Genomic DNA, 19408 nt, shown 5'->3' with positions numbered 1-19408 from the left:
TAAAGGGGAAGTTGCTTCCGCACAGTGCGTTGGAGTTTTCCCCTTTAGGGGAATCAAAGGGGTGAGCGTAGGAATCATGAGTTTTCTTGCAGGAATTAAGTAGGAAAATGTAATATTTGTAATTATATGAGGAATAGGTTTGTATTTGTTTTTGTTGGATTGTTTTTTACCGTGAGTTTGTTTGCCAAAAACTACCCCAAGCGCGAAATGCGAGCGGTTTGGATTGCATCAGTGGCTAATATTGATTGGCCATCAAGAGCTGGTTTGTCGGTAGATATGCAACAACAGGAAATGATAGAATTGCTTGATCTGGCAAAAGAGTATAAAATGAATACTGTAATTTTTCAGATTAGGCCTGCTGCCGATGCTTTTTATAAATCAGAAATAGAACCCTGGTCGCAATGGTTGAATGGCAAACAGGGGATGGCTCCCCCAGAGGATTATGATCCCCTGCAATTTACTATTGAGCAGTGTAAAAGGCGGGGACTGGATATTCATGTGTGGCTTAATCCATACCGCGCTGTTTTTGATTTGAATAAAAGCTCTGTTTCAGAAGATCATCCATATAAAGCCCATCCTGAATGGTTTGTGACCTATGGTAATAAGGGGTATTTTAATCCGGGATTGCCGGAAACAAGAAATCATGTGGCATCGGTAGTGGCTGATATTGTTAAAAGGTATAAGGTGGATGCAGTTCATTTTGATGATTATTTTTACCCTTATCGTATTGCTGGAAAAGAATTTCCGGATCAGGCAGCTTTTGAAATGTACCCAAGGGGCTTTGATGATTCGCGCAAGGATGATTGGCGTAGGGATAATGTAGATCTGATTATCAAACAACTTCATGACACAATTAAAACCCTGGCACCGCATATAGAGTTTGGCATTTCTCCATTTGGTGTGTGGCGAAATCAGTCAGTTGATCCAAGGGGCTCTGCAACAAGGGCCGGACAGACCAATTATGACGATTTATATGCGGATATTTTAAAATGGCAAAAGTCGGGATGGATCGATTATGTTACTCCACAAATTTATTGGCATATAGGAAAAGAAGTGGCTGATTATGCTGTTATTGCAGATTGGTGGAGTAAAAATGCCTATGGATGCAGGTTATATACGGGACATGGCTTTTATCGCATAGACAAGGATTCTAAGGATAAGGCCTGGCGGTCTTCCAAAGAAATTGTCCGTCAGGTAGAACTAAACAGGAAATATCCAAACATTGACGGGAGTATGTTTTTTAGTGCAAAGTTGATGCGATCAAATCCATTGAAGTTAAAGGAGCGTCTGAATAAGCTTTATCGTTATGATGCTTTACCCCCAGTAAATATGCGCGTAACTCAAGCAGTGCCCGAGGCACCATCAAATACACAAATGCTAGTGAAGGGAAATAAAATTCAGCTGGACTGGACATCTGGAAATAACAATGAATATTTTATTGTATACAAGTTTAAAAAAGGGAAGCCGGCCACAACCGAAAGTGCTGAGAATATTTTAAGGGTTACCGGGGCAACGAGAATAACCGGAACAATAAACAAGCATACTGATCCTGAAAAATACTATTATATGGTTTCGGGTGTGAGCTCTACTAACCAAGAGTCAGTATGTGTATTTTTTGAGTAGGATAGAATAAAAAAAGCGGATATACCTATAGTTTTTTATCCGCTTTGCTTTTTTTTAGAAGTATTATAACCTTTCCCTTTTGCTAAAAAAGAAGTCGCACTCACGTTCGGCACTTGCATCACTGTCGGAACCGTGAATGGCGTTGTGAGTTTTGTCAGTGGCAAACATTTTTCTGATGGTACCATCTTTTGCTTCGCTTGGATCAGTTGCCCCAATCAAAAACCGGAAGTCGGCTACTGCATTTTCTTTTTCTAAAATAGCAGCGGTTATAGGTCCTGAGGACATAAAATCGGTTAGTTCGTTGTAAAAAGGCTTTTCTTTGTGTTCTATATAAAATTCCTCCGCTTCGTGTTTGTCAAGCTTCAGGGTTTTAATAGCACAAAACCGGAATCCAGATTCTTCAATTTTGGCTAATATGGCACCTAAGTTCCTTTTTTGTACTGCAAAAGGTTTAATGATTGTTAGTGTTTTGTTTCCTGCCATAATATTAGATGTTTTAGAATTTTACATAGCTGAATATAATATTAGGAATATTTTCAGTGATGTCAAAATTCAGACGTTTATATTTAATTATATTTGAAGTCAAAATAAAAACAAATGATTGATAAGACTATTCTAGATAAACTTAAAACTGAAATAATAAACACCCAAAGTATTACAATTGTTCCGCATTTAAATCCTGATGGCGATGCAATGGGCTCTTCTTTGGGGTTAAAAAGCGTATTAAAAAATTTAGGCAGAGATGTAGAGGTGGTAACCCCTTCCGGGTTTCCTAAGTTTTTGAGTTGGATGAATGGAGCAGGGGATGTAGTAGATTTTGAGGCAGATAAACAGGCTGCCATTCAGAGGATTTCAACTTCGGATACCATAATTTTTGTTGATTTTAATAGTATAAAAAGGATGGCAGAATTGGGTGAGGAGATATTGAAATCATCAGCAACAAAGGTAATGATCGACCATCATCCATATCCGGAAGATATTGCAAATATTATGATATCAGTTCCGGAAGCATCTTCAACCTGTGAATTGGTTTATAATGTGATTAGCAGTTTGGGTTGGGATAAGTATGTTGACAAAGAAGCTGCGGAATGTTTTTATACAGGAATCATGACTGATACCGGATCATTAAGTTATAACTCTTCAAATCCGGATACATATAGGATTGTAGCAGGCTTGTTGGAAAAGGAAATTGACAAGGATAAAATTCATCAATTGGTATTTCACAGCAATTCATTTTATAGAATGAAGCTGTTGGGTCATGTTTTGGGGGCAAAAATGTTTTTAATGCCTGAACATGAAGCAGCGTTTCTTTGGCTGGATAAAGATGAGTTGGAACAGCATAATTTTCAGCCCGGGGATACCGAGGGGTTTGTGAATTACCCTTTAAGTATTGAGGGTATTAACATATCTGCCTTTTTTATGGAAAAGGACGATAAAATAAAATGTTCATTCAGGTCTCGGGGCGATTTTCCGGTCAACCTGTTTTCGGAACAAAATTTTAATGGAGGAGGGCATCGGAATGCAGCAGGAGGAGAGTCGATGTTAAGCATGCAAAAAACCATAGAGAAATTCAAAAAGGAATTGAACACGTTTTATCTAAACTATAAAGAGAATGTTAAATAGCCTACTTAAAATAACGATAGTAATTGCGTTAACTGTAATTGTTAGTTGTGGTGTGCAGCCTGGTGAAAAAGAACACAAACGTACTTTAACCAGGGATGAATTAATTTCATTGAACAGAAGAATGGTTGAGATTGATGCTGATGAGATAAAGGATTATGTGGAGAAAAATAATCTTGAAATGACAGAGACCAAAACAGGGCTTTGGTATCGTATTGATGAAGAGGGAGAAGGTAATATAGTTACAAAGGGCAATGTGGTAGATATTAAGTACGAAGTAAGGTTATTGGATAGTACGTTTTGTTACTCGTCTGATTCATTGGGTACAAAAATATTTAAAGTAGGACAAGGTGGTGTGGAAGCAGGTTTGGAAGAGGGGATCTTGTTGTTAAAGAAAAATTCAAAGGCCACGTTTATTATGCCTCCTCATAGGGCATATGGTTTGGTAGGTGATGATGATAGGATTCCGGGAAGGACAAGTATTGTATATAAGGTTGAAGTAGTGGGTTTAAAGGAAGAATAGAGTAAAATGTTTTTTGAATTATTTAGAATAATATAGAATTGAGGTGCATTGTATTGTGCCTCATTTTTTTTGTTAATCAAATTTAAGCATATGAAGAAAATTTTTGCGGACCTGCATTGTCACCCAACAATGCATCCATTTGCTTTTAAACAAGCAGGAAAAAGAAAAAAGAGTTCCCTCTGGAGCAATAATGCCCCCAAAAAACGACAGCGCGACAGTCCTTACCCTGAATATTATCAGAGTAATATGCCTGCTCTGGCCAGGGGGAATGTAAAAATAGTGGTTGCCTCTTTATATCCGTTGGAGCAAAGTTGGCTGGATCCTGAAATTATTGGGACCAGTATTATTTCAGATATCATTGCCAAATATTTTATCAGTCATTTACCTATAAAATATATAAACCAGGTTCAGAGTACGGGTTTTGACTATTATGAATTTTTAGAAAAGGAATACGAATTTTTAAAAGCAGAGAGTGGTGAGGTTCATAAGGTAGATGGAGAAAACTGGAAGTATGTTTTAGCCAGAGACAAAGACGAGATAGATCAATATCTGCTGGAAGAAAATACCATAATTGTGATTCCATCTATTGAAGGTGCCCACTCTTTGGTATCAGCAAATGCCGATGAACTGATACACAAACCTCAGGTTCATAAAAGTACATTGGAGAATATTAAAAAGATTAAGGAAGGATGGGAATTTCCTCCGCTTTATATTACTATGTCGCACCATTTTTATAATGGAATGTTAGGACATGCCCGGAGTATACCTGACGGGGCAGGATCTTTTTTGTTACACCAGCAAGTGGGTATGAATGAACCGATGAACCCAAGGGGAGAAGAGGTGATTGATTGTTTGTTGGGGATTAATAAACACGAGGGAAATGGCCGGAGAATACTTATTGATACCAAGCATATGAGTGTGGCTGCGCGATTGTGGTATTACGATAAAATTAAGAAATTCAATGAAGGGAAGGGTGATGCAGAGAAAATTCCAATTATTGCCAGTCATATGGGATTTGGTAAACATGATACCATTCTTGGCTCTGTAACACTGCCGGATACGGATAAGGAAAAATATGAAGATTCAGATTATTTTAATCCATGGAGTATCAATTTATCGAAAGAGGAAATTAATATAATTGTTGATTCCAATGGGATTATTGGATTAAATATGGATCAACGCATACTTTCAGGCGCCCGAAGGGTTCAACAATCAACCAGGTTCTCAAATTCAGAAATAAAGAACAATGATAAAGAAGTGGTTGCGTTTTGGACTGAGCAAATTGGTGAAAATATACTTGAAATAGTGAGGGCAGTGCAAAATTCTGACCTGATTGTTCCTGAGGGAAAAATAAAAGTGTGGGATTGTGTTTGTTTGGGAACTGATTTTGACGGCATGATTAATCCGGTGGATTCTTTTATTGTGGCTGATGAATTTATAAACCTAAAGGAGTCGTTAAAAGAGTACTTTGACAATAGTATTAGTGATAAAAGTGTATTTATGGGAATGACCACCGAAGAGGTGTTGGATAAGATGATGTTTCAGAATGTGGCAGATTTTGTATTAAAGCACTATAAGTGATTTGTTTATTGACGTTGTAAAATAGAAGGATGTATACCAGAGACAGGTGTTTGTTTCTGGTATAATAAGCAATAAAAAGCCCTTGCCAAATAATCGGCAAGGGCTTTCATTTTTATATGTATGTTAGTGATAATACAAAATTATTGAGCAACGTCAAGAATTTTAGCATCAGCGGCAACAGTGTCGCCTACATTAACGAAAATTTCGTTTACAGTACCTGCGAAATCACATGATATACTGTTTTCCATTTTCATGGCTTCAAGAATAACAACTACCTGATTTTTTTCAACGCTATCACCTTCCTGTACCTGGATATCAAGGATTTTTCCCGGCATTGGAGCAACAACAGCTTTTGTAGGGCCAGTTGCCTTAGCTTTGGCAGGAGTAGCCTTTGTTTCTGCAGCTGCTTCAACCGGAGCATCAACGATATCCATGATTGGAGCATCAGCTGCTAAAGTATCGCCTTCTTCAGCCATTAAAGTATTTACGTAACCTGCAACAGGTGAAGTAATGCTGTTTTCCATTTTCATGGCTTCAAGAATCGCAACTGTTTGATCCTTTTCTACTTTGTCACCTGGTTGAACAAGGTATTGTAATATTCTTCCCGGCATAGGGATAGTGACTTTTTTACCCACTACTTTTGGCGCGGCGGCAGCAGCTTTAGGAGCAGCAGCAGCAGCTTTTTCCTCTTTAGGCATAGATGCCTGTTTTGCTTCCCATGCAGCTTTTTTAATGCCGTTTAAGTAACCTTTAGCTACCATGGGGAACAACTCTAGAAGCAATACTTCTTCTTCGTTCTCGGCTAATTTAACGCCACCAAAGTTTTCCAATACAGGATTTGGTTGCATTTTATATGTAGAAGTGTCAAACGGACGTTCGTCTTTGTGTCCACAGATTTTTTCTCTGAACTCAGGCTTAACAGCGATAGGTGTTTTTCCATATTCACCTTTTACCAAACTAATGAACTGGTTAGATACGTTGGTATACATAGCCTGTCCTTTTTTTACATCCATGGCGCAGTTTACTGCCTGTGCACCAACAATCTGGCTGGTAGGGGTTACCAATGGAGGTAAACCTGCATCCAGACGCACCTGAGGAATCAATTTCATGGCATCCTCTAAAATATCTTCTGACTTAAGAGCTTTAAGCTGTGCAACCATGTTAGTGTACATACCGCCAGGGATCTGTGCATTCTTAACCAATTCATTTGGTTTAGGGAATCCGAAGTATCCTTCAATAGCATGACATGCACGTACTAATTCATGCTCATTATTAGCTTTTGCTGCTTTAATAGCATTGTCAAATTCAGCATCAATTTCTGCAGGAAGAGCATCGGTAAGCGGATTGAATGGTTTTGGGAAGTGTTTTCCGGCATCCACATCAGCTAATTCCTGACGAATGGTATACAACTCTTTATTAATAGTAGCAACAGCTTCCATGTTAACATCCATTTCAATACCTAATTTTTTAGTAAACAGGTAAATCAATTCAATGGCAGGAGCAGCTGGACCACCAGCAAAGTTCCAGATGTTTGTATCAACTACATCAACACCAGCTACAATAGCAGCTAATACCGCAGCTAAACCGAAACCTGGGGTACAGTGTGTATGGAAATCAACAGGAACTTTTACTGCGTTTTTAAATGCCTTTACCAATTTAGTAACACGAACTGGAGGAATTAATCCACTCATGTCTTTAATAGTAATCATGTCGGCACCTAATTTTTCAAGCTCTTTAGCTTTTTTTACAAAGTAATCATCTGTAAATACAGGCTTAGGAAGTGGTTTTCCTTTTAACAAAGCTTTAAAACGGGCTGCCTTTCTGTATTCAGGATCAATTGTATAACAAACCGCACAGTCTGCAATACCACCGTGTTGCTTTACGTATTTGATTGTAGACTTTACATTTTCAATGTCGTTTAAGGCATCAAAAATACGCATAATACCTAAACCAGAGCTAATCGCATTTTTACAGAAACCATCAATAATTTCGTTGGTATATGGTGTGTAACCAAACAAGTTACGTCCCCTTGATAATGCAGTAAGCTTACTTACATCACCAACTGCCTTTTTAATGGTTTGCAGACGGTTCCATGGATTTTCGTTTAAGTAACGCATTACAGAATCAGGTACAGCTCCACCCCATACTTCCATTGCATAAAAGTTGGCATCCTTGTAATATGGAAGCACTCTGTCAATCTGCTCTTGTTTCATTCTTGTCGCAAACAGCGACTGCTGACCATCCCTAAGTGTAAGGTCCCTAATCAATAATTTTTTAGACATGTTTTTGGTTTGCTACGGTTTATTACTGAATTATTATTTTGTCACAAAAATAAGGAATAGGTACATATAAAGTGGTGTTAAATGATAAGTTTTATTGATATTTTACAACATGGTTTTTTTTATAAAGAAATTTTTCTGTAATATTACCATCCCAATGTATTTACTCGCCTCAAAATATCCAAAATGGTGATTTTTATCAGCTTTTTGTTTAGTTTTTTCTTCAGTTTGTTATAATATCCGGTTTAATTGACGATGATTTTTCATGATGTTTCCTGTGTTAACATTTATTAGAGAATTTTTGCGTTAATTATTTTTGATTTATTTGTTAAAAAAATTGAAAATTACAGTTTAGGCATTAAACAGATCCGCGCTTTGTGCCGTCAATTTGGATGAAATCAAAAAATATTTGGTCTTGGCTCATCCAAGTTTGTAGAATAGGAGGTAAGCGAGGGATATTTTATTTAAAAGCGATTATCCAGGTATTGGGTATGCTTATTTGTGATTTTGTTTAAGTAGTAACCGGGATAAAATAAAAACTCCCACCGAAGCGGGAGTATAGGAATGTCTTCCTTCGGCACTATGGCCTTATTGTGATAAGATTCTAATGAAAGCAAATTTAATAGGATTTGTTGATAAAACAAGATTAACTTTAAATTTTTCCTGGGCCTTAACCTTTTCCAAAGTTCCAAACTTTGGAAAAGGTATTGCTTCATCTTCGATTCGAACAATTATTTATTATATTTAAAAGATTTTAATCCGGTTCTCAACCGGATTTTTTCGTGCCCTTACAAATTAAACATATAAGTTATGAGCAAAATATTAGGACTCGACCTTGGTACAAACAGCATTGGATGGGCTGTGGTTGAAACTGAAGACAATAAAACGTTTACACCTATTGATAAAGGTGTAAGAATTTTTCAGGAAGGTGTAAAAATTGAAAAAGGAGTTGAAGGTTCAAAGGCTGCAGAACGAACGGGGTATAGAAGCGCCAGACGAATTAAATTTCGCAGGAAGCTACGAAAAATTGAAACTTTAAAAGTATTAGTTGAATTCAAATTGTGTCCTCAGCTTACAAAAGAAGAGCTTGATGGATGGCGATATAATAAAGTTTATCCGCAGAGCAAGGCTTTTAAAAAATGGTGGTTGACGGACAACGAAGGTAATACTGAAAAAAGAAAGTCTCAATCAAAAAATCCATATTTCTTCAGAAACCTTGTTGCAACAGAGAAACTTGATTTAAGTAAGGAAGAATATCGTTTTGTTTTGGGTAGGGCATTCTATCACATAGCACAGCGTAGAGGGTTTTTAAGCAACCGGTTAGAGGGAACAAAGGAAAGTGATGGGGCGGTTAAGCAAGGTATTGAGGAAATCAGCCAGGCAAAAGGAGATAAAACATTAGGTCAGTATTTTTATGAATTGTATATAAATGGTGAAAAAATACGCAACCATTATACGCATAGGGAAGCCCATTACTTAGAAGAGTTTAATGCTATTTGCGAATTACAGGAATTACCAACGGAGCAAATTGAGGCCATAAAGAGGGCAATTTTTTTCCAACGTCCGTTAAAATCACAAAAAGGATTGATTGGAAAATGTCCATTTGAAACCAATAAGCCACGTTGTGCTGTTTCTCATCCTTTATTTGAAGAGTATAGGATGCTTTGCTTTGTAAATAATATTAAAATAAAAACGCCCGACGATGAAAAGCTCAGGTTTTTAAACAATGAAGAAAAAGAAAAAGTAACGCCTGCTTTTTTTAGAAAAAGTAAAGAACATTTCGATTTTGAAGATATTGCAAAGCAACTAGCTCCCCCAAGGCAATACAAATATTTTAAATCCTCGGAAAAAACACAGCAGGATTGGCTGTTTAACTATTCCATGAAAACTACAGTAAGCGGTTGTCCTGTTTCGGCTCGTTTTAAATCTGTTTTTGGAGAAGATTGGCAAAGCTTATCTGTAGAACATGTTCGTGGGAAAGATAACTCAACATCTGTAATAGATATAAATGATGTATGGCATGTTTTAATGACCTTTGATTCGGATGATAAGCTCACCGAATTTGCTACAAAAAAACTGAAACTAAGAGAAGAGCAAACTAAAGAGTTTGTCAACATTCATTTAAAGCAGGATTTTGCCTCATTGAGTTTAAAGGCCATTAAAAAGATTTTGCCTTATCTCCGGCAGGGATTAATTTATTCACACGCTGTGTTCCTGGCTAACATGGAAGAGGTTATTCCTATGGAAATATGGAGCCAAAAAGAAAATCAGGCTGTAATTAAAAATGCCATACATGAAATTATTCAAACCCAAAACGAAGAAAAGCAAATTATCGATATTGTTAATGGTTTGGTGAAAAGAAGCAAAGAAAATAATGCAGTTTGGAGTGATGAGGCAGTTAAATACTATAAGGATGATTTGTTAGTCCAATTGAAATCCTATTTTGGAGATAATCGATACAATTCTTTTAATGAAACCAGAAAAAATAATATAGAAAAACATGCGTTTGAATTATTCTCGAAACAAATGCAAAAGAATAATGGAGTAGGGGATTTTGCTAGGGTTCAGAGGATTGACGAACGTATTAAGCAGTTCTTGGAAGATAATTTTGATGTTGCTGTTAACAAAGATAATTTGTACCATCCTTCGGCTATTGAAACATTTAAGCCTGCAATAAGAGCCGACGATGGCAATATGTATTTGGGAAGTCCTATGACGACATCTGTTCGTAATCCGATGGCAATGCGAGCACTTCATCAGCTTCGAAAAGTTGTTAACGAGCTGATACATATAGGTGCTATTGACGAATCTACTGTTGTACACATCGAAATGTCACGAGGTCTAATGAATGCCAACGAGCGTAAAGCTTATCAAAACTGGCAACGAAAACGTGAGGATGCAAGAAAGAAATACACTAATGATATTAAAAAGCACTTTGAAGAGCATGGAATTAAAGCGGAACCAACAGAAACGGAGATATTAAAGTATCAGCTTTGGGAAGAACAAAATCATATTTGTATCTATACAGGTGAGAATATTTGCTTGAGTGACTTTTTAGGTTCTAATCCAAAATTTGATATTGAACACACCATACCACAAAGTGTATCTTTCGATAATTCGCAAGTAAACAAAACGCTTTGTAGCAGTCAGTTTAATAGAGCGGTAAAGCGTAATAAAATTCCTTCAGAGTTACCTGATCATGATGTTGTTTTGGAGCGTATTGAATATTGGAAAACAAAATATGAAAGCATAGATAAACAGATTGCTCAAGCAGTAAGGAATGCTAAAGGAGCTGTTACAAAAGATGCCAAAGATAATGCGATTAGAAAGCGGCATGAACTTACTTTTGATAGAGATTATTGGCGAGCTAAATACCAATCATTTACCAGAAAAGATGTGCCAATAGGTTTTAAAAACAGCCAATTGGTTGATATAGGAATTATTTCCAAATATTCGCGATTATATTTACAAACCTTGTTTAATAAGGTATTTACGGTTAAGGGTAGTACAGTTGCTGATTTTAGAAGGTTTTGGGGCTTGCAGGAGACTTACGAAACAAAAGCACGTGTTAGCCATACACATCATTGTATTGATGCTATGATTATTGCTTGTATGACCAAGGCACAATATGATAAGTTGGCTAAGTTTTATCACGATTGGGAGGATTTAAGAGAAGAAGGGATTGAAAAAAAGCCTCTTTTCGATAAACCCTGGCCTACTTTTACTGAAGATGTAAAAAATATAGAAAATGAGCTTTTTGTTTCGCATTATACTCCCGATAACTTACCTAAAAGCAATAAAAAGAAATTACGCAAACGAGGAAAGATCCAATACGATGAAAAAGGTAATCCTATTATTAAAACAGGCGATTCTGTAAGAGGAAGTTTGCATAAAGAAACTTTTTATGGGGCAATTGAACGTGAAGAGATCAATAAGAAAACAGGAGAAAAACAAAAAGCAATAAAATATGTAGTTCGAAAAAAAGTGGTTGATTTATCAACAAAGGAAATAGACCAAATAGTTGATACAACTGTGCGTGAGAAAATTCGAAGTGCAAAAGCTCAAGAAAAAGAGCTGCTGAAAGATATTGATGTTTTACGAAAAAAGCGTCAGAATGCGGGTGAACAAGAAGAGAAAAGTGTTGATTTAGAAATTGCTGCAATAAAGCGACAGGTATCTGAATTATACTGTATGCCTAATAGTAAGGGTTTATTTATACCAATTAAAAAAGTTAGGTTACTACAACCAACAATTACTAAACCTTTAACAATTAAAAAACAACGAGATGTAAAGAATGATGAATCCCGGAAGTATAAGCGTAATTTTTATGCTGCCAATGATGGTAATTACTTTATGGCTATTTATGAAGGTACGGATGCTAAAGGTAAAATTATTAGAGATTTTAAAACTGTAGATAATTTTGAAGTTGCAAAGCGCCTTAGAAAAAAAGAACAAGATATTTTAAAAGAACAAGGTATTAATCCTTTGGAATGCATGTCTGAGCAATATAGCACTAAACGAGGTGTTAAATTAAAAAAGATTGCAGAAGTAAAAACAGGTATGATGGTCATTTTTTGGGAAAATACTCCGATGGAAATAGAAGAATTGTTGAAAGATGATCCCCAAAGGGTTGGAATTAGATTATATAAGTTAGTAAAGTTTGATAAAAGTGGGAGACTATATTTTAGACATCACAAAGAAGCAAGACGAGCATCGGATCTAAAAGAAGTTTATGTAATTGATTGGGAGAAGCCATGTGAACAAGTAGTAGTGGCAAGTAGTAAGATAAAAGCATGGTATGAAGGTTTTGATTTTGAAATCACCCCTCTAGGTAAAATTCAAAAATTGTAAAACCAATTTACTTTAGTACACCACCACCCTTTTCAAAGTTTAAAACTTTGGAAAGGGTTAGGACAATAATATCGAAACTGTAATTTTAGATTTTCATTAAACACCAGATTAGATAATGTGTCGAAAATGAGATTATTTATCTTATATTTAGGTTTTTAAACAGAAATAAAAAATACATAAATTTTATTAAACCAATTCTAAAAATGCTTTTTAATCAATTATCAACCTCTAAAAAAAGGAACTCAATTATCGTTGTTTCTCAACCAAACTGCTACCAAATAATGCATTTCTACAATTATCCATAAACTTAAATATTGTTCCCATTACAAAACAGCTTGTAACCGAAAATAGCGTGTTTGTTACGGAGTAAAAACAGCTTGTTACGGCCGTTACATGCATATTTATTGAGGTAACAAGTACTTTTGTAATGGTAGCAAGCATATTAAAAATGGAAATAAACCGTGTTGTTGCGGTAACAAGCCATAGTGTTTTCGAAACAAGTGTTTTGGTATTCGTAACCATGTATATGCTTACAAAAACAAGTTGTTTTTGAATATGTACTTGCATTATTGATAATAAAAAGTGCATGATCCTCTTTGCCGGAATAGAACGGGGCCGGAAAACAGAGTCTCTATATGCCGTTATGTTTATTTTAAAAAATTTCCGTCATATTAAAATTTTAATTTATGAAAAAGTCAGGAGTGTCTGTTGCAGACATAGTTTACACAAGTTCAATGCGTATTAACAATAGCATCGGTGATGCGGTTATTTTAAATGCGGTATCAAATTATGGATACAATCAGGAAAAATTATCCGAGGGCGTTGTTTTGTTAGAAGATTCAGAACACCTTGTTCAGTCTTTTGATAAGGAACATGGTGATGTAAAAGCCGCCTATGCTCAAAGGGACAAGCAACAGGAAAATGCGAATGTTACATATCGAAAAATATGGGGCATAGCTAAAGTGGCCTTAAAAAATGATACTTCAGCTCAAATAACACTACAGCTATCGGGTAGGAGAGCAGTAAGGGTTGGGAAATGGTTTTTGCAAACCAAAAGTTTTTATACTAACCTTTTAGCAAATACCGATTGGCTGAATGCTATGAGCAAATTTGGTGTTTCAGAGGAAATGGTACAAGCAGGATTTAATGAGATAAAAACTGTTAACGAGCTAGATGAAGTTATAAAACGAGAAAAGGGTGATGCTCAAAATATGACTCAAAAAAGAGATGACAAACTAGAGGAGTTATACGAATGGGTGAGTGATTACGAAGAAATTGCAAAAATAGCCTTAATGGATCAGCCTCAACTTTTAGAAAAGTCGGGTATTATTGTTAAGAACTAGTTTATACACCTTTTCCAAAGTTTAAAACTTTGGAAAAGGTTAGAAAAACCATAAACCATAAACTTACCGCGATGGAGCCTTTAAAGCCAGGTAACCTATATCATATATACAACCATGCCAACGGAAACGAAAACCTTTTTCGCAACGAAGAGAATTATCGTTTCTTTCTCAATAAGTACATCAAATACATAGCCTCTTTTAGTAGTACTTTTTGCTATTGTCTTTTACCTAACCATATCCATTTTTTAGTAAGGATTAATGATGTTGAGCAATCTGATAAGTATTATTCCAAACAATTTTCTAATTTGTTTAGTTCTTATACCCAATCTTATAATAAGATTTATAAAAGGAGAGGAAGCTTGTTTTTAAAGAATTTTAAACGCAAACCGGTTGAAGATGACGACTATCTGTTAAAGCTTGCGAATTATATTCATTTTAATCCTGTGAAACATGGTTTTGTTGAAAAACCGGAAGATTGGAAATATAGTTCATATAATGCAATTTGTAAACAAGCCAATACTTTGATCTGTTTTCAGGAAGTTTTAGAGTGGTTTGGGGACTTGGAAAATTTTAAGTATAATCATCGGTTTCCACTTGACTTATTAAATCTTTAATCGTCTCAAGGTTTTACAACTTTTCCAAAGTAAACCTTTTCCAAAGTTTAAAACTTTGGAAAAGTTGTAAAGACTAGTTTTAGTTTCTCCATATCAATAGCTACCCTTTACTCATCTACAAAATCACTCCGTTAATAAACATATTAAAACTTTATCTTGGTAGGGTAGGTACAATCAAGTCCTTACTAAATTTAAAGCTATGCTAAAACGGACCCTCTTTTTTACAAATCCTGCATATTTAAGCTTTTGCCAGAATCAACTCATTGTTAAGCAAAATGGTCAGGAGCGTTCTGTGCCTATAGAAGATATAGCACTTGTAGTTCTCGAAAACGCTCAAATAACGGTAACACTCCCCGTGTTGCAAAAACTAAATGAAAACAATGTGGCTGTAATATGTTGTAACGAAAAACACATGCCGGCATCGATGCTGCTTAATCTAGATGGCCATCATTTGCAGGGAGAATTGTTTCGAAACCAGCTTAATAGCACACTTCCATTAAAAAAGCAATTGTGGCAACAAACCATTCAAAACAAAATAAGAAATCAGGCAGCTATGTTAAAGAAAAAGGGCAGATCACAAGGCGCCTTATTATCATTGGTAACTAGCGTTAAAAGTGATGATTCATCAAACAGGGAAGGTACCGCAGCCCGTGAGTATTGGAGCTTGCTTTTTGGCGAAGGTTTTTTGCGCGATAGATATGGAGCAGGCCCCAATCCTTATTTAAACTATGGATACATAATACTTAGGGCTGCAGTAACCCGGGCCTTGGTTGGTTCCGGCTTATTACCAACTTTAGGTATTCACCATAAAAACCGTTACAATTCGTACTGTTTGGCCGATGACATAATGGAGCCATACCGGGTGTATGTAGATGATGCTGTGTTTGATATGTGGGAATCTGGGGACAACGATCAAATTCTTGATAAAGAGAGTAAGGCCTATTTGTTAAATGTACTAACCTGCGATGTTTCTATAGGCAAAGTTAAACGTCCATTGATGGTTGCTTTGTCGCATACAACAGCATCTTTGTCGCGTTGTTTTAATGGCGACACAAAAAAGATCATATATCCGGTTTTTAGTTAAACCTTAAACTAAACCTTAAATTAAACCTTTTCCAAAGTTTAAAACTTTGGAAAAGTTAAAAAGTTAAGAAGATAAAAAACAATGGAACATTACCGATTAAATGCTTACCAAATTATGTGGCTCTTCGTATTTTTTGATTTACCGGTTACAACAAAAAAGGAGCGGAAAAATGCGACTTTGTTTCGTAAAAATTTGCTTAAAGATGGTTTTACCATGATGCAATGGAGTGTATATACACGCCACTGCGCCAGTAAAGAAAGTGCTGATGTTCACGAAAAACGGATAAAAACTCTTGTGCCGGATAAAGGTCAGGTAACTATTTTGCGCATTACAGATAAACAGTATGGCAATATTGTAAATATGTGGGGTAAAACAAAGCAGGAAATGGAAGAAAGTCCGCAGCAACTTGAATTGTTTTAGGTTTTACCGTTTCCAAAGTTTTAAACTTTGGAAAAGATGCATTATATTCGCTTACGTTCATTGAAATGTTGCAATAAAAATCACTAAAAATTAGTTTCATTTTACTTCCGGGAAGCAGTTTTATTGGATAGATGTGCAGTAAATAGCCTAAGAATAAAGGGCTTTAAAGCGCTCGGGTTGTGGTTTGATTCTAATACTCGATAAGATATACCATCCCCTCGCCATAAACCTTCCATCTAAACGTTGTGGTTTGATTCTAATACTCGATAAGATATACCCAGCCTTGCATATAACGTTTTGACTAAGTGGTTGTGGTTTGATTCTAATACTCGATAAGATATACCCGGAAACAGAAAAAGCCTTGTCGCTTCAGAGTTGTGGTTTGATTCTAATACTCGATAAGATATACCAGCAGTCAAAGAGGGTGCGAAAGAGTTTGGGTTGTGGTTTGATTCTAATACTCGATAAGATATACCTCCGTGGAGGTTTATATCTCGTATCTAGTGGTTGTGGTTTGATTCTAATACTCGATAAGATATACCAACCGCAAAGGAATTAAGGGCCGAGCAAGAGTTGTGGTTTGATTCTAATACTCGATAAGATATACCGCTGCACAAGATTATAGCCGAGGATATAGAGTTGTGGTTTGATTCTAATACTCGATAAGATATACCAGAATATTATTATTCAGGACACCAACGGCGGTTGTGGTTTGATTCTAATACTCGATAAGATATACCAGATATTGTTGATTTTGTTGGAGCCGATGGGTTGTGGTTTGATTCTAATACTCGATAAGATATACCAATAACGAATACCATCCTTTGCCAATTTGGGTTGTGGTTTGATTCTAATACTCGATAAGATATACCTAAATCAAATCTTCATCCGCAGCTTTGTTGGTTGTGGTTTGATTCTAATACTCGATAAGATATACCCGTAAATATCCCAACAAAAACCAAGTTCGGGTTGTGGTTTGATTCTAATACTCGATAAGATATACCATGTAATCGCGTGAGGCATTGGCCAGATAAGTTGTGGTTTGATTCTAATACTCGATAAGATATACCAAAGTAAAAACCATACCAACACCTGGGCGGTTGTGGTTTGATTCTAATACTCGATAAGATATACCTTGAGTTATGAAAACAATTGAAATTAAGAAGTTGTGGTTTGATTCTAATACTCGATAAGATATACCAGCGTTGCAGGCTTCGCCCTGCCCTGCCTAAGTTGTGGTTTGATTCTAATACTCGATAAGATATACCGATTGCTCTTACAGGTGCTTTATTAGCGTAGTTGTGGTTTGATTCTAATACTCGATAAGATATACCCTTTGCCCCCATTGCAATAATGGTTGCAGAGTTGTGGTTTGATTCTAATACTCGATAAGATATACCTGCATTAAAATTTTCTTCAGGATTAGCGGGGTTGTGGTTTGATTCTAATACTCGATAAGATATACCCAGTATGTTGTCAACTTATTTCGATACTGGTTGTGGTTTGATTCTAATACTCGATAAGATATACCTAGTTAAAATTTTATAGAATGGCACAATTGTTGTGGTTTGATTCTAATACTCGATAAGATATACCTTTATGATTATTCAAGTGATGAAGAATATGGTTGTGGTTTGATTCTAATACTCGATAAGATATACCTATCAAATATTAAATGCTACTAAACAATGGGTTGTGGTTTGATTCTAATACTCGATAAGATATACCTAAGTTATGATAGATATACTTATAGATAATGTTGTGGTTTGATTCTAATACTCGATAAGATATACCATTTAAAGAGTCGTATAAGTAAGATTGAAGGTTGTGGTTTGATTCTAATACTCGATAAGATATACCTAATAATGTTGCATCATACATGATTAATGGGTTGTGGTTTGATTCTAATACTCGATAAGATATACCCGGATGACACAATTTGGAATATAGATTTATGTTGTGGTTTGATTCTAATACTCGATAAGATATACCTTGTTTACATACTTTACGTAAACCTGAGCTGTTGTGGTTTGATTCTAATACTCGATAAGATATACCCGTTAAATACATTAACAGCAAACGTAACAGCGTTGTGGTTTGATTCTAATACTCGATAAGATATACCTGTACTGTCAGGTATAACACCTGATGCAAAGTTGTGGTTTGATTCTAATACTCGATAAGATATACCCTTTTTGTGGTTTAATCAAAGGTTCGTAAGTTGTGGTTTGATTCTAATACTCGATAAGATATACCAGCTAGTAATGCAATATTTACAGGCACAGGGTTGTGGTTTGATTCTAATACTCGATAAGATATACCGATGGCGGCTCAACAACGAATAATTCCGCTGTTGTGGTTTGATTCTAATACTCGATAAGATATACCTGTTGACTCCATTGCAACATCTCCAGTTAAGTTGTGGTTTGATTCTAATACTCGATAAGATATACCGAATTGCAGAAAGATACTGAATTAATGTTAGTTGTGGTTTGATTCTAATACTCGATAAGATATACCTCATCCTTAATGGTGTCCTGTCCAAACTTAGTTGTGGTTTGATTCTAATACTCGATAAGATCAAAAAAAAACAGGAGCAGAGCCCCTGTTTTAAAACTACTCCTTTATAGAAGAAGTAAACCAACCTATAGTTTATTATCCCTAATCTAACTTTTCCTATTTTATACTTTTGATAGTCGTTTTGCTCGTTTTTATATTAACGTAAATTTTTGATAGGAAAAAGTGTTTATTGGCTTTTTACTTCGGAATTCCCAGTTTTGTTAGGATGTCAGTCATTAGGCACCATTTGGTTATTGATGATTGCAATAGGTTTAAACCTACAAATCCGGTAAAGTATAGCCAGTTAATATGAACAGTAACGGCTAAAATAACACTAGCTAAAATAAATGTCCCGGCAACTCCTCTTACAATTCTTTCTTGCATATGAATAATTTTTAATTGTTTGAACTTTTGTTTAACTCAAGCTTTTAATTGATGGTAAAATTGGCTATAATGATTAAAAGCCAAAGTTTTAATTATTAATCACTGTTCACCCTTCTCCCTTTTCCTTGTTCCCTTCGTCCTTTCATTTTGGTACTATACCATCTGTTCAATGTTTAAAATATAAGCCTTAATATTGCATTTGGGCATGTCGTTTTTACATTGATTCAAGTTTGCCATTATTTGATTGGCCTGATCATCTTCAATTATCGTAAAAAAAGCAATATGGTCAGTAGAGTAATCACCATCCGAAAACCAATTACCCACGCGGTGTTTTGATTTGTAGCCTTTATCTACTCCTTTTACTTCAAATTCGTTATAGAACTGAACCTTTTGTTCACTAAAAAATTGCTGCAATTTTTCTCTGTATTCTTCAACAGTTGTAGCTACCAGCATTTTCATGTCGTAAGTTTTTATTAGTGAAGAGGGTGCCCAAACATAAGATCCTGTAAAAGTAGAATCTGTTTGGA

The 19408-nt window shown here is 35.7% G+C and carries 13 protein-coding genes and 1 CRISPR repeat array; of the genes, 9 read left to right on the top strand and 4 right to left on the bottom strand.

Features of this window, described 5'->3' with window-relative positions; translation table 11 throughout:
- Nucleotides 1–126 precede the first annotated feature (126 nt).
- On the top strand, nucleotides 127–1623 hold the full coding sequence (locus OM074_RS09965) for a glycoside hydrolase family 10-like protein (protein WP_301199327.1): 1497 nt from the start codon (nucleotides 127–129) through the stop codon (nucleotides 1621–1623).
- 63 nt (nucleotides 1624–1686) lie between these two features.
- Here OM074_RS09965 and ndk read toward each other — a convergent pair whose 3' ends face one another.
- Nucleotides 1687–2106, bottom strand: a complete 420-nt coding sequence (gene ndk, locus OM074_RS09960) for a nucleoside-diphosphate kinase (RefSeq protein ID WP_301199326.1) — start codon at nucleotides 2104–2106, stop codon at nucleotides 1687–1689.
- A 114-nt stretch (nucleotides 2107–2220) separates the two neighbouring features.
- Here ndk and OM074_RS09955 point away from each other — a divergent pair, with 114 nt between their 5' ends.
- The 3 genes from OM074_RS09955 to OM074_RS09945 all read left to right on the top strand — a co-directional run bounded on the left by OM074_RS09955 (nucleotide 2221) and on the right by OM074_RS09945 (nucleotide 5347).
- Complete coding sequence (locus OM074_RS09955; RefSeq protein WP_301199325.1) at nucleotides 2221–3246, top strand: DHH family phosphoesterase; 1026 nt, start codon at nucleotides 2221–2223, stop codon at nucleotides 3244–3246.
- Nucleotides 3236–3766: an FKBP-type peptidyl-prolyl cis-trans isomerase gene (locus tag OM074_RS09950; RefSeq protein ID WP_301199324.1), complete on the top strand. Its 531-nt coding sequence runs from the start codon at nucleotides 3236–3238 to the stop codon at nucleotides 3764–3766. The genes OM074_RS09955 and OM074_RS09950 overlap by 11 nt, the downstream gene beginning before the upstream one ends.
- Before the next feature lie 90 nt (nucleotides 3767–3856).
- Nucleotides 3857–5347: a hypothetical protein gene (locus OM074_RS09945; RefSeq protein ID WP_301199323.1), complete on the top strand. Its 1491-nt coding sequence runs from the start codon at nucleotides 3857–3859 to the stop codon at nucleotides 5345–5347.
- A 140-nt stretch (nucleotides 5348–5487) separates the two neighbouring features.
- On the opposite strand, the gene OM074_RS09940 is transcribed toward OM074_RS09945, so the two are convergent.
- The gene (locus OM074_RS09940) at nucleotides 5488–7629 is read right to left on the bottom strand and encodes a biotin/lipoyl-containing protein (RefSeq protein WP_301199322.1); all 2142 of its coding nucleotides are present in this window, start codon (nucleotides 7627–7629) and stop codon (nucleotides 5488–5490) included.
- A gap of 807 nt (nucleotides 7630–8436) precedes the next feature.
- Here OM074_RS09940 and cas9 point away from each other — a divergent pair.
- The 5 genes from cas9 (at nucleotide 8437) to cas2 (ending at nucleotide 15938) form a co-directional block, all read left to right on the top strand.
- Nucleotides 8437–12477: a type II CRISPR RNA-guided endonuclease Cas9 gene (gene cas9, locus OM074_RS09935; protein WP_301199321.1), complete on the top strand. Its 4041-nt coding sequence runs from the start codon at nucleotides 8437–8439 to the stop codon at nucleotides 12475–12477.
- A 686-nt stretch (nucleotides 12478–13163) separates the two neighbouring features.
- Nucleotides 13164–13820, top strand: coding sequence for a PQLLE family protein (locus OM074_RS09930; RefSeq protein WP_301199320.1), 657 nt, complete (start codon nucleotides 13164–13166; stop codon nucleotides 13818–13820).
- A gap of 29 nt (nucleotides 13821–13849) precedes the next feature.
- A complete protein-coding gene (locus OM074_RS09925; RefSeq protein ID WP_301199319.1) occupies nucleotides 13850–14434 on the top strand; it encodes a hypothetical protein in 585 nt (194 codons plus the stop codon).
- Nucleotides 14435–14633: 199 nt separating this feature from the next.
- Entirely contained in the window at nucleotides 14634–15518 is an 885-nt protein-coding gene (gene cas1 / locus OM074_RS09920; RefSeq protein ID WP_301199318.1) for a type II CRISPR-associated endonuclease Cas1, read from the top strand.
- Nucleotides 15519–15599: 81 nt separating this feature from the next.
- Entirely contained in the window at nucleotides 15600–15938 is a 339-nt protein-coding gene (cas2, locus tag OM074_RS09915) for a CRISPR-associated endonuclease Cas2 (RefSeq protein WP_301199317.1), read from the top strand.
- A gap of 176 nt (nucleotides 15939–16114) precedes the next feature.
- Nucleotides 16115–18524: a CRISPR direct-repeat array (repeat unit 36 nt; unit sequence GTTGTGGTTTGATTCTAATACTCGATAAGATATACC).
- Between the two features lie 171 nt (nucleotides 18525–18695).
- Here cas2 and OM074_RS09910 read toward each other — a convergent pair.
- Together OM074_RS09910 and OM074_RS09905 are read right to left on the bottom strand one after the other, a co-directional pair.
- The gene (locus OM074_RS09910) at nucleotides 18696–18881 is read right to left on the bottom strand and encodes a YgaP family membrane protein (RefSeq protein WP_301199316.1); all 186 of its coding nucleotides are present in this window, start codon (nucleotides 18879–18881) and stop codon (nucleotides 18696–18698) included.
- A gap of 153 nt (nucleotides 18882–19034) precedes the next feature.
- Complete coding sequence (locus OM074_RS09905; RefSeq protein ID WP_301199315.1) at nucleotides 19035–19340, bottom strand: hypothetical protein; 306 nt, start codon at nucleotides 19338–19340, stop codon at nucleotides 19035–19037.
- Nucleotides 19341–19408: the final 68 nt, after the last annotated feature.

It is taken from the genome of Plebeiibacterium marinum, from assembly GCF_026013615.1.
Taxonomy (GTDB): domain Bacteria; phylum Bacteroidota; class Bacteroidia; order Bacteroidales; family Marinilabiliaceae; genus Saccharicrinis; species Saccharicrinis marinus_A.
Note: the sequence above shows the minus strand (reverse complement) of the source record. Positions and strands in the feature narration are given on the sequence as shown.